Origin of the sequence: Bacillus cereus group sp. MYBK101-2, assembly GCF_051918845.1 — a bacterium.
In the GTDB taxonomy this organism is placed as follows: domain Bacteria; phylum Bacillota; class Bacilli; order Bacillales; family Bacillaceae_G; genus Bacillus_A; species Bacillus_A paranthracis.
Genome location: NZ_JBQAIE010000002.1, coordinates 395,080 through 411,021, shown reverse-complemented (window position 1 = coordinate 411,021; position 15,942 = coordinate 395,080). Strand labels below are relative to the sequence as shown.

The window sequence follows — 15,942 nt, the reverse complement described above, 5'->3', positions numbered from 1 at the left end:
ACTATAAAATACGCTATACTAAGCATTGAAAGGAGGTCTTTTTCATGTCCATTAATTTTCACGATGCAAATAATAAATACACATATGCACAGCGAAACGCCCATATTTCTTGGAGAGAAATGATAAAAAATATTACAGACATACAAAATAAACGAATAATTGATATCGGCTGTGGTGGCGGGATTTATACGAAAGAACTTGCTCTTATGGGAGCAGAAAGTGTTGTTGGACTTGATTTTTCAAAAGAAATATTACAGGCTGCAAAAGAAAATTGTAGCGGATTTTCAAATATTTCATTCATTCACGGTGATGCACATAGCGTCCCCTATCCTAATGATACATTCGACATTGTTATTTCGCGTGCAGTTATTCATCATTTACAAGACGTTCCTACATTTCTACGTGAAGCTTCTCGTATATTAAAGAAAAACGGTGTACTTATTGTACAAGACCGAACTATTGAAGATTGTACGATCCCTGGAAGTCCCGAACACATCCGTGGATATTTTTTCTCTACCTTCCCAAAACTCATTGAAATAGAATCAAAAAGACGTCCAAAAACCACCACGATACAGCAAGAATTACAAAAATATTTTCTTCACGTATTCCCCGCTCAAACACAATGGGAAGTACGAAAAATACATGATTCCGTAGAGGCATTGCTACAAGATTTATCACCTCGAACAGGTCGATCCATTCTATACGAATTAACAGACTATGAACTTTCTCAACTTTTACACCAAGTACAGACTGCCTTACAAAACGTATCTCCTATTATCGAAAGAGATCGATGGACAATTTGGAGTGCCATGAAATTGTAAGGAAGGAAGCCTCACAAAATAATGTGAGGCTTCCTTCTTTCATAATCTAATTTTGCAACACTCTTGATACCCTCCACTTCTGGCCTGTGCACTTCCACACTTCGGACATACTAAATATCTAGACTGATTTGTCAACAAACTACCTTTTTGAAAGAGTAAAACTTCTGCTTGTTTAAACGAACGCGAATAATATAACCACATAAAACCAATTATAGCAATAATGCCAAATAATACTCCCATCGCAAGCATTTCAGTCACCTCTTTTGGTTTGTTCTTTCCAGCAAGTGGATTGTTGTATTATTCTCTGTAAATTCAAATAATACCTTCTTTACTCCTATAAATATCAACTTTCTCCACAAACTTTACAATTCTCTACAAAATTTCACTCCCTTTTTACAATTCACCATTCCTTTTACTACAACAAATATCACATTCAATATTTCTGGATATAAATATATCTTCCAAAAAAATATTGACTTTCAAAAAAAAACATGTAACAATACTGTCAGAATACTTGAATAAAAATTCATTGACGAGAACGAGTACGTTATAGAACTGTTCCCCAGAGAGTTGGCGATTTGCTGAAAGCCAACGTTCAGTGCGTAGCCGAAAATCATCTCCGAGAAGTAGAACTGAATGTTATAGTAAGTTCTTACCGGCTGTCCCCCGTTACAAGGAACACGTATCATGTTGTACGTTGCAAAGCCGTATACATATAGAATTATTTCTACATGTATAAATTAGGGTGGTATCGCGGGTAAATATAACTCGTCCCTTTCTTTAGGGACGAGTTTTTTGTGTTCTTACAAATGAATTTTAAAAAAGGAGGAAAAACAATGAACACTGTATCAAAAAAACATATTTTTTTCACGGGTCTTATGCTATTTTCTTTATTTTTTGGGGCAGGTAATTTAATTTTCCCTCCCATGCTTGGACAAAATGCAGGCGAAAACTTTTGGCCGGCAATGATTGGATTTTTACTAACAGGAGTCGGTTTACCACTACTAACAGTTATCGCAATTTCTTTATCAGGAAATGGTATGCAGCAACTTGCAAGTCATGTTCACCCATTATTCGGAATATTCTTTACGGTAGTTGTATACATCGCCATTGGTCCTTCTATGGGTATTCCACGCGTGGCAAATGTTGCTTATGAAATGGGCGCTAGTTCTTTCTTACCAGAAACGATTCGCTCTAGCAACCTCGTACTTTTTGTATATACAATCATCTTCTTTGCTATCGTATATTGGCTGAGTTTGAATCCATCTAAACTTGTAGATCGTATTGGAAATATATTAACACCTATTTTATTACTCTCTATTTTCTTATTGTTTGTTAAAAGTGTCTTTACACCACTTGGACAATCAGGACCTGCAATGCAAGAGTATCAAACTTCTCCGATTTTCAAAGGCTTTATGGAAGGATACTTAACGATGGATACCATTTCAGCACTTGCATTTGGAATTATCGTTGTAAATACCATTCGCTCTAAAGGTGTAAAGGATCGTAAATCCATTGCCATCGCAACAGCCAAAGCTGGACTTATTGCTGCTACTGGCCTCGTACTTGTATATGGTGCGCTTGGCTGGCTCGGTGCAACTAGCGTCTCGCTCGGATATGCAAAGAATGGTGGACAATTACTTACTGTGATCGTACAACAATTATTCGGTCCATATGGTCTACTTTTATTATCTCTTATCGTTACACTCGCTTGCTTAACAACATGTGTTGGACTTGTATCTGCATGTAGTCAATATTTCTCGACATTATTGACTAAATTTTCATACAAAACGTTTGCAAGTATCATTTGTGTATTGGGATTATTAGTTGCCAACTTAGGTTTAACAAAAATCATTTCCATCTCTGTTCCAATTCTACTTGTTGTATATCCAGTTGCGATTGTACTTGTTCTACTATCGTTACTTCATAAATATTTTGGTGGATATCGCTCTGTTTATGTAGGTGCTTTAATTGGAGCTGCAATTGTAAGCGTATTTGATGGATTAAAACAAGGTGGTATTTCAGTTTCATTTATCACATCATATTTTGAATTTATCCCTTTATATAATGAAGGAATAGGTTGGCTAGTACCTGCATTAGCCGGAGCTCTTATTGGCCTTGCAATCGCTAAGCTAAGTGGCGCGAAAAAAGTTCCCTTACTAACCGAATCTCATGAAGTAAAAGCATCCTAAAAAACTCCCAAAAGGGAGTTTTTTTACTTTTGATAAGCGCTATGATTAAAACTACTTATTTTATACGCTTTCGTATAATAATCAATATTTGTATCCACTGTTTCTACTTTGACAACATCGTAGCACTCTTCTTGCTTTACTAAAAATAAATAGTACTCTTCTGTCGCCTCAACAATTGCAATTTTATCTGTTTCAACATTATATTCTTCACAAAGCGCTTGTAATGCGTTCACATAATCCCCTAGTTTTTTAGACTTACCCATGCCGAATATAGTTTGAACTAGCATATACATTCTCCCCTTTGTATGTACTGTTAACAACTAAATGATAACGCTTACATTTATTGGCGTCAATAAAAAGATTTTGTACAAACTAATAACCAGTGGGGACCACCCCACTGGTTAAAATTTCACTTTATCATTTCGTCAATTGATGTCGAAACGCATAAATAACCGCTTGTGTCCGGTCACTTACATTTAGCTTATTTAATATATTGCTCACATGTGTCTTTACTGTTTTGAGGGCAATAAACAACTCGTCTGCAATCTCTTGATTACTTTTCCCCTCTGCAATTAATAACAAAATTTCAGACTCTCTTTCTGTTAACTCCTCATGCAAAGGTTGTTCTTTCTTCTGACGCATACGAGACATCATTTTACCAGTAACTTTCGGCTCTAATACCGTTTCTCCATCATAAGTAGCTCGTACAGCGTCTGCTATATCACTCGCTCTTGATGTTTTTAATAAATAACTTGTCGCTCCGGCCTCAATAACAGGATACAATTTCTCATCATCTAAAAAGCTCGTTACAACTACAATTTTTGCTTCTGGCCATTCTTGAATAATAGCACGTGTTGCTTCAACACCATCCATCTCATCCATGACAAGGTCCATCAAAATAATATCCGGCCTTAATTGCAAAGCTAACTCTGAACCTTTTCTTCCATTTTCAGCTTCTCCAACTACTTCAATATCTGGCTGCGTTGATAAATATGCTGATACACCCATTCGAACCATTTCATGATCATCCACTAGTAATACTTTAATCATGATTCTCCCCCTCTCTCAATCATAATCGGTACTTTTACTTCTATTTGTGTACCTTTATTTGGAAAACTAAGTACCTTTAATGTCCCACCAATTTCATGAACACGCTCTTGTATTGACCTCAATCCGTAAGAACCAGCCTTATTCACTCCTACTTTAAAACCTACACCATCATCAATAATTTTCAATATTGCATATTGATCAATTTTTCGAAGACGCACTTCTGTTTTCTTTGCCTTCGCATGACGTAAAGTGTTAGATAGCGCCTCTTGCACAATGCGGAATAAGTGATCTTCTACACCTTTTTTTAATTGAATCGGTTCAATTAACCATTCAATTTTCATATGTTGCTTTCTAGATAGTTCTGTTAATAATTCTTCTATACCTTCTGTTAATTTCTTACCTTCTAACTGTACTGGGCGTAAATGAAGAAGCAATGCTCTCATTTCTGACTGTGCATTTACAACCATATTTTCAACAAGCTGTAACTGCTTTTTCGTCGTTTCTGGAAATGCAGCTACTTGTTCATTAATAGCCGACATCATCATCGACATTGCAAAAAGCTGCTGACTTACAGAATCATGCAGCTCCCTCGCCAATCGATGCCTTTCTTGGGAAATCGCTTCTTGTCTCATCTCTTCATTCCAATGAGCTCGTTCATTCGTTACCTTTTGAAAGAGTCCAGCTTGCTCCTCTAATCGACGAGCCAGACCGATCACTTTTCGTTCCACTTCATGAAATTCATCATCTGCGGTAAACGAAACATCACTCGGAAAATTCCCTCGCTCTACTTCAAATAGAAACGTATTTAATCCTTGTATACGCTGCTCTATATAGTAACCGATTGCATATCCTACAATTCCCCCGATAAGTAAGCTTGTAGTCATAATAAACAAGCCAATTGGAACAGAAGCGATGGATTCCTTCCATAATAAATCATATACTTGTTGCTCGCTTTTCCATACATATACAATTGTACAAATGAGTGCGATACTAACTGAGGACAACATAGAATAACGAATATACATCCACGAAATATTTTTTTGTTTCTTCATTATACTTTCCTCACTTCCGTATCGCCTACGACAAGCGAAGAAATAATTTTAATACGACGAGGAGCCTCTTTATACTGCTCTGTTCTAAATGTAACATTGCGGTTAAACCCTGTCTCCTCATGACCTGGCAAGAGCACACGCCCGACAATAACAGAATGATTTAAAGACAGTTCAATATCATATGGCACATATAAACGAATATTACCAACGACACCCCGAATAACAATTACCGTTTCTCCTTCTGGAATCATAGCAGTTGTTAAATCTATTTCCACATCACAAGCACCATATTGAACATTAATATCCTCAAGTTCATAAATATGATCCATCATTCGTACATTGCCTACAAACATATTTTTTAAATATGGTTCTGTACGATATATTTGCTTCTCTTCGTCTATAATCCCTTCTTCTTTAATTTCAACCTTCATTGCTTTTTGCTGATGCCCTTGTTGAATCAATTGATAACCAATTAAAGCTAAACAAGCAAATACGACAAGAACAAATGCTGCTGATGAAAATAAGAAGAATAAAAATACGATACCACCGACAAATAAAAATACATTTCCCCGTACATAACGATTCTTTTTACGATAATGCCTTCCAAACATAAGCATAATAAATGCAAAAATGAGACCACCTGGTTCAAAATGTCCAAGTATCATATCAAGAAAAAGACCGAATCCAAATATGATGAGGAGCATCCCCATTAATTGTGTCTTTGAAAAATGTTTCTTCATTTCAGCTCCCCCCTTCTTGTCACATATACATAGAAGAAAAGGCATTGCTTTCCAACACCTTTTCTCCTATCACTATATCATAAGCCTGTTTTATAATATACTACTATTATTTTGTTAACTCTTTCGTTAACGATACATCATTCTTTTCTTTCATTTCACGCTCAAGCTTTGCAATCTTCATATCAAATGTATCACGTTCATGCTCCTCGTTCATACGAGTTTCTAAGTCGCGAATATGATCTTCAATTTCTTCAAAGCGTAAGAATGGATTATTTTCATCCATTTTATGCATCGCAGTATTCATACGACGATTTGCATGTGCCATATTTTCACGTGCCATTAATTCCATACGTTTTGCGTGCATTTCTTTTAATTTATTTTTCATTTCAGAAAGACGACGCTCTAGCTCATCAATTTGTTCTACAACACCTGCATACATTTCTTCTAATCGAGTTACTTGCCCTTCATAATAAGCTACTTCTTCTAATGCACGCTCATGTAGTTGTAATTCGCCTGCTTCTTGAGCGATGATCGCTTGCTTAGATCTTTTATTCACGAAATAACGTGCTTGCTCAAGCTCACGAGCAAAGTTAGATTTTAATGTTTTATGACGCTGAATTAACTTCTCAATTTTTGTTATTTCACGCTCACTATCACGTAAATATTGGTTTAACATAGCAATTGGATTTTTTCTTTCTTTCTCATCTAACACATTATGAAAATCTGCTAAAATTGCATCGCGTACACGTCCGAATAAAGATTGTTTCATTATAATCTTCCTCTCTTCTACTTTATAAATTTAATTTGATTGATTTTATATTAGTTTTTCATTAACTTGTTCCACTCATCTTCAAAGTTGCTATATGGTTTAGAACTTTCTGGAGCAGAATCAACAACTACATCTTTTTCTTTTTTCCACTCACGGTATCCGTAGTATAAAACTACTAATGCTGCAATACCGATTAATGCTGGGGAATGAGAAAGGGCGATGGACAAACCGATCAAACCAACAATACCCCAAGCTAACTTTCCAAAAAATGATTGTGCTCGCACAAATGATTTATAGCTCCAGTACACAACTCCTGCTCCGATTGCGAATCCTACAATACCAGCAAGACTACCAAGAGCAATTAAAGCTAAAATACCAGCCGCGATAAACGCTAGAAATTGTTTCATCTTGTGCTTGCCTCCCTTCGATTTGATACTCTTATCTTAACTATTTTTTCTTTTTTCCATAACGAGCTTAAGAACCGTTTTTAACTCAGACTTAAGACCGAGTTGCATTCAGCCTTTTGTAAAAACATACGGTAGCATGGGATCATCCACTCTTTTCCCGCACATAAAAAGCCGTACAGAGAACATTCTCTGTACGGCTTTCGTTACTTTTCATACACTTCATTTTCATTATGCTGTTTTATCATACTCTTTCTTTTCCGCTACTTTAGAAAACCTCGGGAAACCAATTAATATAGAAATGATTCCACATACTCCAACTAAGATTGGATAAAACGCATATGGTAACAGTTCAATTGGAGATAACGCCGCAAATCCTGCTGCTGTTAACATTTGCGCACCATACGGAATTAAACCTTGCACACAGCACGAGAAAAGATCTAATACACTCGCTGATTTACGAGGATCAATTTCATATTGATCTGCAATGTTTTTCGCAAGCGGACCTGTAAAGATAATAGAAATCGTATTATTCGCTGTACACATATTCGTCATACCTACTAAACCAGCTATACCGAACTCTGCTCCTTTTTTTGAACGAATGTTACGCGTTAAAATATTCATTAAATATTGAATGCCACCATTATATTGAATCAATTCGACCATACCGCCAATTAAAATAGCAAGTAATACTAACTCCATCATACCGCCCATTCCAGTCGTTACACTTTTAAAGAAACTCTCTAACGTATAACTTCCATCTAAAAGACCGATAACCCCAGATAGTACAGTTCCACCAGTTAAAACGATAAGTACATTCCAACCAAGTAGCGCTGTAATAAGTACTCCTGCATACGGTAAAATCTTTATCCAGTCAAAGCTATGCGTTTTAATCTGCGTATCACTTCCTAAAGTAATGATTACTAATAGTACAATTGTAATAATAGCTGCTGGTAATACAATTAAAAAGTTCGTTTTAAACTTATCTTTCATTTCTGTTCCTTGTGAACGTACAGCTGCGATTGTTGTATCTGAAATAAATGATAAATTATCACCAAACATCGCTCCGCCAACAACAGTAGCCATCGTAAGTGCAATTGAGATATCAGTTTGCCCACTAATACCTACAGCAATTGGTGCTAATGCAGCAATTGTTCCCATTGAAGTTCCCATCGCTAATGAAATAAATGCTCCTATAACGAAAATGCCAGCTACGATAAATCCTTGTGGTAAAATTGATAACGCTAAGTTAACTGTAGAATCAACGCCACCCATCCCTTTTGCTGTTTCAGAAAATGCCCCTGCCAGTACAAAAATTAGAACCATAATCATAATGTCTGGGTTCCCTGCACCTTTAGCAAATCGTTCCACTTTTACATGAAAACTTTCTTTACGATTCATTGCTAAAGCGACTCCTACAGCAATTGAAATTGCTACAAGTATCGGCAATTTATAGAAATCACCTGTAATAATTCCAGAACCAATAAATAGCGCCAAAAATATCCCAAGTGGTAATAATGCCAAACCATTTCCTCTCGTTTCTTTCAAAGTACCATCTCTCCCTAGTTTCAACCTTTTTCTAATGAATAACAAAAGACCTCTTCCAACGAGAAGAGGTCTTATACATCTATAAGAAACGCTCTTCTCATCTTTCAAGCACATGCTTGCTGGATTTGGCACAGCACTCTGAAATCGAGTCCGCTGCCGAGGCATCGTAGGGCCAGTCCCTCCGCCTCTCTTTATAAGAAGGTTTCATATTTATTTTTTAATAATAATTTCTTCCCTAACTTTACTCGCTTACAAAACAAAAGTCAATTATTTTTTGTATAGATTTTTTTGGTAATTATACAAAAATTTGAATACAATAATCATTTTAACTTTTTGATTTCTTCTTCCAATATTGAAATCCAATAAAATTCATTATTTTTTATTGCAGCTATAATCCACTTTGTAGTGTACCAAGCTAACTCATACTCTTCTTTTGTAACATCGCCACTTTTATAAGCATCCTCTAACTCATCTTCATCCAATACATACATTTTACCATTCGGTAATAATACTACATCTAAATATAAATCATCAAAATACGGTAAACCACGCTCGTCTATTTCATAGTCTTTCGCCACATCGATATAATATTGCACTAATTCCTTTTGATCATCTAACATAGCGGTAATCGCAAAGTTTTTCTCGTCTATGAAATATTGAATCCACGTATACTGATTGCCAGCAATACATAGCTCTTTACCGTCATATTCTTTACAACTAGGTTCTCTCACCTTTTTTATTTCTAGTATTCCTAGCATTCCTTCTTCTATTCGCTTAACCGTATAATCCTTCTCTAGTAGTCGCTTCCACGAAGAACCGTCACCATATTTACGTTTCATTACGTCTGCTCCCCTTCTATATAGAAAAGCCCCCACATATTATGTGAGAGCTTGTTCAAATTATAATTAAGCTGCTTGCTTATTAGAAATTTCTTTCAAGTAGGCTTGTCCTTTTTCAGCGTCATATTGACCTTCCCATTTAGACATAACTACAGCTGCTAAAGAGTTACCTACAACGTTAACTGCTGTACGAGCCATATCTAGAATACGGTCAATACCTGCAATAAACGCTAAACCTTCAGGTGGAATACCTACTGTACCAAGTGTCGCTAATAATACAACGAACGATACGCCTGGTACACCTGCGATACCTTTTGATGTAACCATTAATACAAGCAATAATGTAATTTGTTGTGTAATGGATAAATCAATACCGTACATTTGCGCTAAGAAAATAGCCGCAATTGCTTGATATAAAGTTGATCCATCTAAGTTAAATGAATAACCTGTCGGAATAACGAAAGATGTAATTGCTTTCGGACAACCGAACTTCTCCATCTTCTCCATGATTTTCGGTAAAACTGTTTCTGAACTCGCTGTAGAATATGCTAAGATCAGCTCGTCTTTTAAAATCTTAAAGAATTGGAAAATGTTAATTCCAAATATTTTCGCTGTAAGTCCTAAGACAACTACAACGAAGAAAATCATTGCCCCGTATACTACAATTAATAATTTCCCTAATGGAATTAACGAAGCAAGACCAAATGTAGAAACTGTAACTCCAATTAGTGCAAACACACCAAATGGTGCAAATTTCATAACTTGATTTGTTACGTAAAACATCGCATCAGCTACACCTTGGAAAAATTGAAGAACCGGTCTTCCTCTTTCACCAATTGCTGCTACACCTAAACCAAATAATACAGAGAAGAAGATAATAGCAAGCATATCTCCGTCAGCTAATGACTTTACAATGTTTGTTGGAACAATATTTACAAATGTATCTGCAAACGAATGACTTTGTACTTGCTCTGTCGTATGTGTATATTTCGAAATATCTGTCTTTGTTAACTGCTCCATATTTACGCCTTTTCCTGGTTGGAAAATATTCGCAATTAATAGACCGACAATAATTGCAATTGTTGTAATAATTTCAAAGTAAATAATTGTTTTTCCGCCTAGTCGACCTAATTTTTTAACATCGCCAACACCAGCAACCCCAACAACAATACTTGCTACAACAATCGGTACTACAATCATTTTAATTAGTCGGATGAAAATATCACCAATTGGTTGTAAGTACTTCACAACAGCTGGATTGTCAAAGAAAATCGCACCAACCGCAATACCAAGCACAAGTCCTATTAATATTTGCCATGCAAGTCCTATTCTTTTCATATTTGTTGTAACCCCCTCTTCGATGTGTCACTCTACCTCTCATTCTATATCTATAAAACTTGAAATTAAGAGTATTACATATTATTCGACAATTCACTACATTTTGTCCCTGTTAAAAATCATAAATCAAAATTTAAAATCTGACAACAAAATAACTTTGCCCGAACGCAAATAATTTTCTTGACAAAAACAAAACCCATGTCAGAAAACCTAACATGAGAACGATTCCTTACTAGTATTTTATTGAGTTTCCAAATTAAATTTCACTACATCAAATAGACCTATTCATTCCTTTATTTAACAAAATGTAATCCAGAACACACCTTTGTTACACAAATTAAGAAAGAGAATCACCATTACAATTACCGTAAAAAAATGATAAATTCCGACAAAACTTAGTAATTTTATAAAATTTTCTTTACATTATGGTTACAACGATAGACACTCTTCTTCTTATGATATATAACATTCATAGGGAAAGGAGCCAGACAACCATGAAAAAGAAATTTGTAGCGTTCAGCGTTTTAGCAGCAGGAACGATTTTTGCTTCCCCGTTACTTTCACCCGCATACGCTGAAACGAATCAAGATAAATTATCTAATATTCAATCTGAATTAGAAGGAAAACAAAATGACTTACAAAATAAATCAGCCGAGAAAGAACAAATAGAAAAAGAAATTCAAGAATTACAAAAGAAAATCGACGATTTAACTACTTCTATTAATAAAAACGAAGCTGAATTAAACGATACAAAAAAAGAAATTAGTAAGACACAACAAGTAATTACTGAAAAAAAGAAACATATAGAGCAATTACAAACAAACATAGATACGCGTCAGGAAGTTATTAAGCAACGACTGCAATCTATGCAAGAAAAACCTCGCACAAATATCATTACGGAAGTATTAACAAATTCTGCAAACATTGCTGATCTTGTTGATAATATGTACTCTGTCAGTTTAATTTTAAATAATGATACTGACATTGTGAAAAAACAAACAAATGACCAAGATGCTGTGACGAAAGAAAAAGAGGCTGTTGAGAAAAAAGAGCAACAACTGAAAGAATCCGAGCAAAAATTAGAACAAAAACAACAAGAATTACAAAACAACCAACAACAGCAACAAACTCTTATTAGCGATCTACATACGAAAGTAGCAAAAGTAGATTCAGAGATTGAAGGATTAGAAGAATCTAAAGGCATTTTAGAAAACCAGCGTCAAGCTGTTCAAAAGGCAATTGAAGAAGAAAAACGCGCAGAAGAAGCTCGTAAAGCTGAGGAAGCTCGCAAGGCGGAAGAAGCTCGTAAACAAGCTGCTTCATCTGCTCAAACAGCTCAAGCGGCCCCAACACCACACGATACAAACATCGGAGGATTTATTAAACCAGCAGCTGGATCAAAAACTTCTGGTTTTGGCGTACGCTCTATAGATAACCATAAAGGAATCGATATCGCTGCTTCAGGAACTGTTCCAATTATTGCCGCTGCAGATGGCGTTGTTATTCGCTCAGAATTATCATCTAGTTACGGAAATGTTGTGTACTTATCTCACCGTATTAACGGAAAAACATATACAACAGTATATGCTCATATGAGTAGCCGTTCTGTATCAAATGGACAAACTGTAAAACAAGGAACTCAACTTGGATTTATGGGGAATACTGGCCAATCATACGGACAACATTTACACTTCGAACTTCATCTGGGAGAATGGAATGTCGGCAAGACAAACGCAGTTGATCCATCTCCTTATATCGGATTATAAAAAAACTCGGTGCATACCGAGTTCTTTTATTTCCACTTCACACACTATAGGCATTCTACATAGACTATAACTAAATGCCTATCTATAGTTTACGGGGTGAATTATATGAATACACAATTACAGCAAGAAATACAAGAAGCTAGAGAGACTTTTATTGGCCGGCTATTTACATTTGGTGGCTCAGTTTTATTTTTAATCGGATCATTCCTCGCAGTCATCACAGCCTACAAAGCATATAATCGCTTACTAAATACACCTACAACATAATAAAAAGACGGAGATTTCTCCGTCTTTTTATTATGCAAACATTTTAAATACACCTATCACATTTAAAAATACAATAATTACAGTTATTGGAATAACATAACGAAGTAAGAAGAACCAAATATTAAATAATGTTTTCCCTTTCGTTTCCGTAACTTCTAATTCTTTCATTAACATTTCTTTACTCATTTTATTTGGTACGAATAGCGAAATAGCTAGTACCCCTAACGGCAGCAATACGTTACTTACTGAGAAGTCGACTAAGTCAAAGAATGTTTTCCCAAATATTTTCACATCACTCATAATACCAAACGATAACGCTGACGGAATTCCAACTGCAAAAATTAGAATACCAATTAATAACGATGCTGACGGACGCTTCTTCTCATCCCCCTTCGCAACAGATGCTACTACAATTTCAAGCATGGAAATCGCAGATGTTAACGTTGCAAAGAAGAATAGCACTAAAAACATAATGAAGAAAAATTGTCCAAATGGTATTTTCGCAAATACTGCTGGAAGGACGATAAATAGTAACCCTGGTCCTTCAGTCGGCTTAACACCTAGTGCGAAAATCGCCGGGAAAATCGCTAATCCTGCAAGTACTGTAACAAAAACAGTTAAACTTACAATAGATGTTGCTGACTTCGCTAAATGTTCTTCTTTCTTTAAATATGAACTATACGTTACCATTACTGAGGCCCCTACTGTTAGAGAGAAGAAAGATTGTCCCATCGCATATAAAATCGTATCTGCTGTCAGCTTTGAAAAATCTGGTTTTAAGAAGAACTCTACCCCAGCAAAAGCACCATCCAGTGTTAACGCACGAACAATAATTGCAATAAATAAAATAAATAATAACGGCATCATATACTTACTTGCCTTTTCTATCCCTTTCTCTACACCTTTACTTACGACAAAAATCGTACAAAGCATAAAGATAAATTGTGCTCCGATCGCGCTTACTGGATTTGAAATCGTCTCACCGAATAATTGCCCATAATCAGCCACTCCATTCCAGAAACTTCCTGTCACACTATAGTATAAGTAAAGTAAAATCCATCCACCTACAACACTATAAAAAGATAGTACACTAAAACAAGTAACAACTCCCATGCGACCAATCCAAGGATATAACTTGCTATTTGGCACTAATACTTTATACGCAGTAACTGCCTCTTTTTGTGTACTACGTCCAATAACAAATTCAGCTATAAGAAGCGGCATACCTATAAATAAAGTTAATAGTAAAAATACAAGGAAGAATGCGCCTCCCCCGCCATTACCTGCAACATATGGAAATTTCCATATCGCACCAAGACCTACTGCGGCTCCGGCTGCTGCGAGTACAAAGCCTATTTTCGACGTCCATTGCTGTGTTTCTTTCATCATAATTTCTCCTTTTCTGAATATTTAAACTTTTGTTAATTATACACTTTCATTTCATACTCGCACACCTCCTTTAGAAAATAAAAAAGTCCCCTACACGCAAATATGCATGTAGAGGACGATATATGTAATGTTAATACCGTGGTACCACCTCAATTGGATTGATAAATCCCACTTGTTCAAGTACAGGAAAAACTCCGATACTCTATCCTTTTAACGGCGGAACCCGGGTTGCCTACTACAATGTTCAACATACCTCTCGCAAGCCCATTCTGTATATTTTATCGTACCGGGCTCACACCTTACCCCAGCTCTCTGAACGTATCAAATATACATACTCTTCTTGCTCATCGATTTCATCTATTGAAGTTACTTGTGATTATAAATTATATTCTTATAGTTGTAAAGTACAATTTATTTATTATCCTATATGAACTCTTCTCTCTAATTCTTGTAAAAACAATTCTCTTTTTTGTTCATTTTGAACATATATCGACTTCAATACCTCTTGCAACAATATATTTCTCTCTCTTTTCTCTATTTGTAATTCTTTCACCTTTATTCTAACTTCGTATAAAAAATCAAGATATGATTCATACGTCTCATCATATTTATTTGCGATATCATCTCGAATTTTTTTTGCAAGTTTTGGGCTCGCTCCGCCAGTAGAAACAGCCACATTCAGTAATCCACGATGAATCGCTGCCGGAAAATGAACATTACCACTTTCCGGATTCGTAATAACATTTACTAATTGATTCTCTGCGACATCTTCAGCAATTTGTTCATTCAATACAGCATCACTACTCGCTGCAACAACTAAAAAGGCGTCTTTAATATCACTTTTTTCATACTCCCTTTGATACCAACGAATTTTCTTTTCTTCTACAAGTTTCACTAAATTTGCATCCAATTCAGGACTTACCACAACTATATCTGCACCTTGTTTGAGTAAAGGAATAATTTTGAATCCCGCGACTTTCCCTCCACCAATGACAACAACACGTTTCTTCTCAACTCGCACTGTAAGTGGATACATATTGATCTCCCTTCAATAATTTCTTCGTTTTCTGAATTAACATATACTGAAACGCTTCATTCTTCCCTAAATATGGACTTATTTTTATCTCATCTAGCTCATATTGGCGTACTTCTTTTTCAATATGCTTCATAAGCAAACCTGTAAATAACAAGTAAGGCAGTACAACGATATTCTTTTCTTTTCGTTCTACAACTTCCTTTAACTTCTTCTCAAATTTCGGCTCGGCAGCTGCTAAATAACAAATTTCTACTTTTTTAATTTTCTCTTCCATTTGAAATAAAGAAGCGATCCAGTTTATATCTCGTAATACTTCAGGATCACTGCTCCCTCTTGCAACGAGAAGTAACGTCACTTCATTCTTATTTTCCTGTTCAATGCCACTACCGTTATACACTGATTTTATAAGTGTTTCTGATACGCCAAATGGATTACCATAGGTCACTTTTATACTTGGATATTGATTATTTAACTTTTCCAATTCAAACGGAATATCTTTTTTCACATGACCTGCTGCTAATAAAAAAACTGGAATAACGATAATCTCTGTAGCACCACGCTTCACACATGTACGGAACCCTTCATCAATAGTTGGACTCGCTAACTCTAAAAAACAAATTTCTTGAATACTTGCCTCTACACGGTTCATACATGACGTAATAAATGCAACCGCTTCTTCTTTCGCTGCTTTCAAGCGACTTCCATGACATATATATAAGATGGCTTTCATT

General features: G+C 35.7%; 17 protein-coding genes, 1 riboswitch and 2 other annotated features. Of the genes, 4 read left to right on the top strand and 13 right to left on the bottom strand.

Annotated features, from left to right (window positions below; translation table 11 throughout):
- Window positions 1–44 precede the first annotated feature (44 nt).
- Complete coding sequence (locus ACTFSI_RS07445; RefSeq protein ID WP_044793705.1) at window positions 45–821, top strand: class I SAM-dependent methyltransferase; 777 nt, start codon at window positions 45–47, stop codon at window positions 819–821.
- A gap of 39 nt (window positions 822–860) precedes the next feature.
- Here the strand turns inward: ACTFSI_RS07445 and ACTFSI_RS07440 are convergent, their stop codons facing one another.
- Window positions 861–1,070: a hypothetical protein gene (locus ACTFSI_RS07440; protein WP_000880630.1), complete on the bottom strand. Its 210-nt coding sequence runs from the start codon at window positions 1,068–1,070 to the stop codon at window positions 861–863.
- Window positions 1,071–1,341: 271 nt separating this feature from the next.
- Window positions 1,342–1,600, top strand: a binding site (T-box leader).
- A 57-nt stretch (window positions 1,601–1,657) separates the two neighbouring features.
- On the opposite strand from ACTFSI_RS07440, the gene brnQ3 reads away from it, so the two are divergent.
- Window positions 1,658–3,013: a branched-chain amino acid transport system II carrier protein BrnQ3 gene (gene brnQ3 / locus ACTFSI_RS07435; RefSeq protein WP_001099145.1), complete on the top strand. Its 1,356-nt coding sequence runs from the start codon at window positions 1,658–1,660 to the stop codon at window positions 3,011–3,013.
- A gap of 23 nt (window positions 3,014–3,036) precedes the next feature.
- Here brnQ3 and ACTFSI_RS07430 read toward each other — a convergent pair whose 3' ends face one another.
- The 9 genes from ACTFSI_RS07430 to gltP form a co-directional block, all read right to left on the bottom strand.
- The gene (locus tag ACTFSI_RS07430; RefSeq protein WP_308667987.1) at window positions 3,037–3,306 is read right to left on the bottom strand and encodes a DUF3992 domain-containing protein; all 270 of its coding nucleotides are present in this window, start codon (window positions 3,304–3,306) and stop codon (window positions 3,037–3,039) included.
- A 124-nt stretch (window positions 3,307–3,430) separates the two neighbouring features.
- The gene (locus tag ACTFSI_RS07425) at window positions 3,431–4,063 is read right to left on the bottom strand and encodes a response regulator (RefSeq protein WP_000598709.1); all 633 of its coding nucleotides are present in this window, start codon (window positions 4,061–4,063) and stop codon (window positions 3,431–3,433) included.
- Window positions 4,060–5,115 (bottom strand): sensor histidine kinase, encoded by a 1,056-nt coding sequence (locus ACTFSI_RS07420; protein WP_000744319.1) that lies wholly within the window; start codon window positions 5,113–5,115, stop codon window positions 4,060–4,062. The genes ACTFSI_RS07425 and ACTFSI_RS07420 overlap by 4 nt, the downstream gene beginning before the upstream one ends.
- A complete protein-coding gene (liaF, locus tag ACTFSI_RS07415; RefSeq protein ID WP_000716091.1) occupies window positions 5,115–5,855 on the bottom strand; it encodes a cell wall-active antibiotics response protein LiaF in 741 nt (246 codons plus the stop codon). The genes ACTFSI_RS07420 and liaF overlap by 1 nt, the downstream gene beginning before the upstream one ends.
- Window positions 5,856–5,961: 106 nt before the next feature.
- Window positions 5,962–6,624: a PspA/IM30 family protein gene (locus tag ACTFSI_RS07410; protein ID WP_000814138.1), complete on the bottom strand. Its 663-nt coding sequence runs from the start codon at window positions 6,622–6,624 to the stop codon at window positions 5,962–5,964.
- A gap of 50 nt (window positions 6,625–6,674) precedes the next feature.
- Window positions 6,675–7,031, bottom strand: a complete 357-nt coding sequence (locus ACTFSI_RS07405) for a lmo0954 family membrane protein (protein WP_000808648.1) — start codon at window positions 7,029–7,031, stop codon at window positions 6,675–6,677.
- 228 nt (window positions 7,032–7,259) lie between these two features.
- A complete protein-coding gene (locus ACTFSI_RS07400; protein ID WP_197225688.1) occupies window positions 7,260–8,576 on the bottom strand; it encodes a Na+/H+ antiporter NhaC family protein in 1,317 nt (438 codons plus the stop codon).
- 94 nt (window positions 8,577–8,670) lie between these two features.
- Window positions 8,671–8,776, bottom strand: a riboswitch (SAM riboswitch).
- Window positions 8,777–8,896: 120 nt separating this feature from the next.
- Window positions 8,897–9,415 carry a DUF402 domain-containing protein gene (locus ACTFSI_RS07395; protein WP_000824678.1) on the bottom strand — a complete coding sequence of 173 codons (519 nt, stop codon included), beginning with the start codon at window positions 9,413–9,415 and terminating at the stop codon, window positions 8,897–8,899.
- Window positions 9,416–9,481: 66 nt separating this feature from the next.
- Complete coding sequence (gene gltP / locus ACTFSI_RS07390; RefSeq protein WP_000821148.1) at window positions 9,482–10,753, bottom strand: glutamate/aspartate:proton symporter GltP; 1,272 nt, start codon at window positions 10,751–10,753, stop codon at window positions 9,482–9,484.
- Between the two features lie 494 nt (window positions 10,754–11,247).
- Here gltP and ACTFSI_RS07385 point away from each other — a divergent pair, with 494 nt between their 5' ends.
- Both ACTFSI_RS07385 and ACTFSI_RS07380 read left to right on the top strand, forming a co-directional pair.
- Window positions 11,248–12,519, top strand: coding sequence for a murein hydrolase activator EnvC family protein (locus ACTFSI_RS07385; protein WP_000726430.1), 1,272 nt, complete (start codon window positions 11,248–11,250; stop codon window positions 12,517–12,519).
- A gap of 105 nt (window positions 12,520–12,624) precedes the next feature.
- Complete coding sequence (locus ACTFSI_RS07380) at window positions 12,625–12,786, top strand: hypothetical protein (protein ID WP_001095995.1); 162 nt, start codon at window positions 12,625–12,627, stop codon at window positions 12,784–12,786.
- Window positions 12,787–12,816: 30 nt separating this feature from the next.
- On the opposite strand, the gene ACTFSI_RS07375 is transcribed toward ACTFSI_RS07380, so the two are convergent.
- The 3 genes from ACTFSI_RS07375 to ACTFSI_RS07365 form a co-directional block, all read right to left on the bottom strand.
- Window positions 12,817–14,172 carry a sodium-dependent transporter gene (locus tag ACTFSI_RS07375; protein WP_440045308.1) on the bottom strand — a complete coding sequence of 452 codons (1,356 nt, stop codon included), beginning with the start codon at window positions 14,170–14,172 and terminating at the stop codon, window positions 12,817–12,819.
- A 111-nt stretch (window positions 14,173–14,283) separates the two neighbouring features.
- Window positions 14,284–14,532, bottom strand: a binding site (T-box leader).
- Window positions 14,533–14,593: 61 nt separating this feature from the next.
- Window positions 14,594–15,211 carry an NAD(P)-binding protein gene (locus ACTFSI_RS07370; protein ID WP_000283344.1) on the bottom strand — a complete coding sequence of 206 codons (618 nt, stop codon included), beginning with the start codon at window positions 15,209–15,211 and terminating at the stop codon, window positions 14,594–14,596.
- On the bottom strand, window positions 15,186–15,941 hold the full coding sequence (locus tag ACTFSI_RS07365; RefSeq protein WP_440045307.1) for a sirohydrochlorin chelatase: 756 nt from the start codon (window positions 15,939–15,941) through the stop codon (window positions 15,186–15,188). The genes ACTFSI_RS07370 and ACTFSI_RS07365 overlap by 26 nt, the downstream gene beginning before the upstream one ends.
- Between the last annotated feature and the right edge of the window lies 1 nt (window position 15,942).

What these genes read in the sequence shown, in the direction of transcription:
- ACTFSI_RS07375 (WP_440045308.1), bottom strand. Translation starts at nt 14,172, where the DNA reads ATGAAAGAAACACAGCAATGGACGTCGAAAATAGGCTTTGTACTCGCA.
- ACTFSI_RS07395 (WP_000824678.1), bottom strand. Translation starts at nt 9,415, where the DNA reads ATGAAACGTAAATATGGTGACGGTTCTTCGTGGAAGCGACTACTAGAG.
- ACTFSI_RS07430 (WP_308667987.1), bottom strand. Translation starts at nt 3,306, where the DNA reads ATGTATATGCTAGTTCAAACTATATTCGGCATGGGTAAGTCTAAAAAA.
- gltP (WP_000821148.1), bottom strand. Translation starts at nt 10,753, where the DNA reads ATGAAAAGAATAGGACTTGCATGGCAAATATTAATAGGACTTGTGCTT.
- ACTFSI_RS07385 (WP_000726430.1), top strand. Translation starts at nt 11,248, where the DNA reads ATGAAAAAGAAATTTGTAGCGTTCAGCGTTTTAGCAGCAGGAACGATT.
- ACTFSI_RS07410 (WP_000814138.1), bottom strand. Translation starts at nt 6,624, where the DNA reads ATGAAACAATCTTTATTCGGACGTGTACGCGATGCAATTTTAGCAGAT.
- ACTFSI_RS07425 (WP_000598709.1), bottom strand. Translation starts at nt 4,063, where the DNA reads ATGATTAAAGTATTACTAGTGGATGATCATGAAATGGTTCGAATGGGT.
- ACTFSI_RS07370 (WP_000283344.1), bottom strand. Translation starts at nt 15,211, where the DNA reads ATGTATCCACTTACAGTGCGAGTTGAGAAGAAACGTGTTGTTGTCATT.
- liaF (WP_000716091.1), bottom strand. Translation starts at nt 5,855, where the DNA reads ATGAAGAAACATTTTTCAAAGACACAATTAATGGGGATGCTCCTCATC.
- ACTFSI_RS07380 (WP_001095995.1), top strand. Translation starts at nt 12,625, where the DNA reads ATGAATACACAATTACAGCAAGAAATACAAGAAGCTAGAGAGACTTTT.
- brnQ3 (WP_001099145.1), top strand. Translation starts at nt 1,658, where the DNA reads ATGAACACTGTATCAAAAAAACATATTTTTTTCACGGGTCTTATGCTA.
- ACTFSI_RS07405 (WP_000808648.1), bottom strand. Translation starts at nt 7,031, where the DNA reads ATGAAACAATTTCTAGCGTTTATCGCGGCTGGTATTTTAGCTTTAATT.
- ACTFSI_RS07445 (WP_044793705.1), top strand. Translation starts at nt 45, where the DNA reads ATGTCCATTAATTTTCACGATGCAAATAATAAATACACATATGCACAG.
- ACTFSI_RS07420 (WP_000744319.1), bottom strand. Translation starts at nt 5,115, where the DNA reads ATGAAGAAACAAAAAAATATTTCGTGGATGTATATTCGTTATTCTATG.
- ACTFSI_RS07440 (WP_000880630.1), bottom strand. Translation starts at nt 1,070, where the DNA reads ATGCTTGCGATGGGAGTATTATTTGGCATTATTGCTATAATTGGTTTT.
- ACTFSI_RS07365 (WP_440045307.1), bottom strand. Translation starts at nt 15,941, where the DNA reads ATGAAAGCCATCTTATATATATGTCATGGAAGTCGCTTGAAAGCAGCG.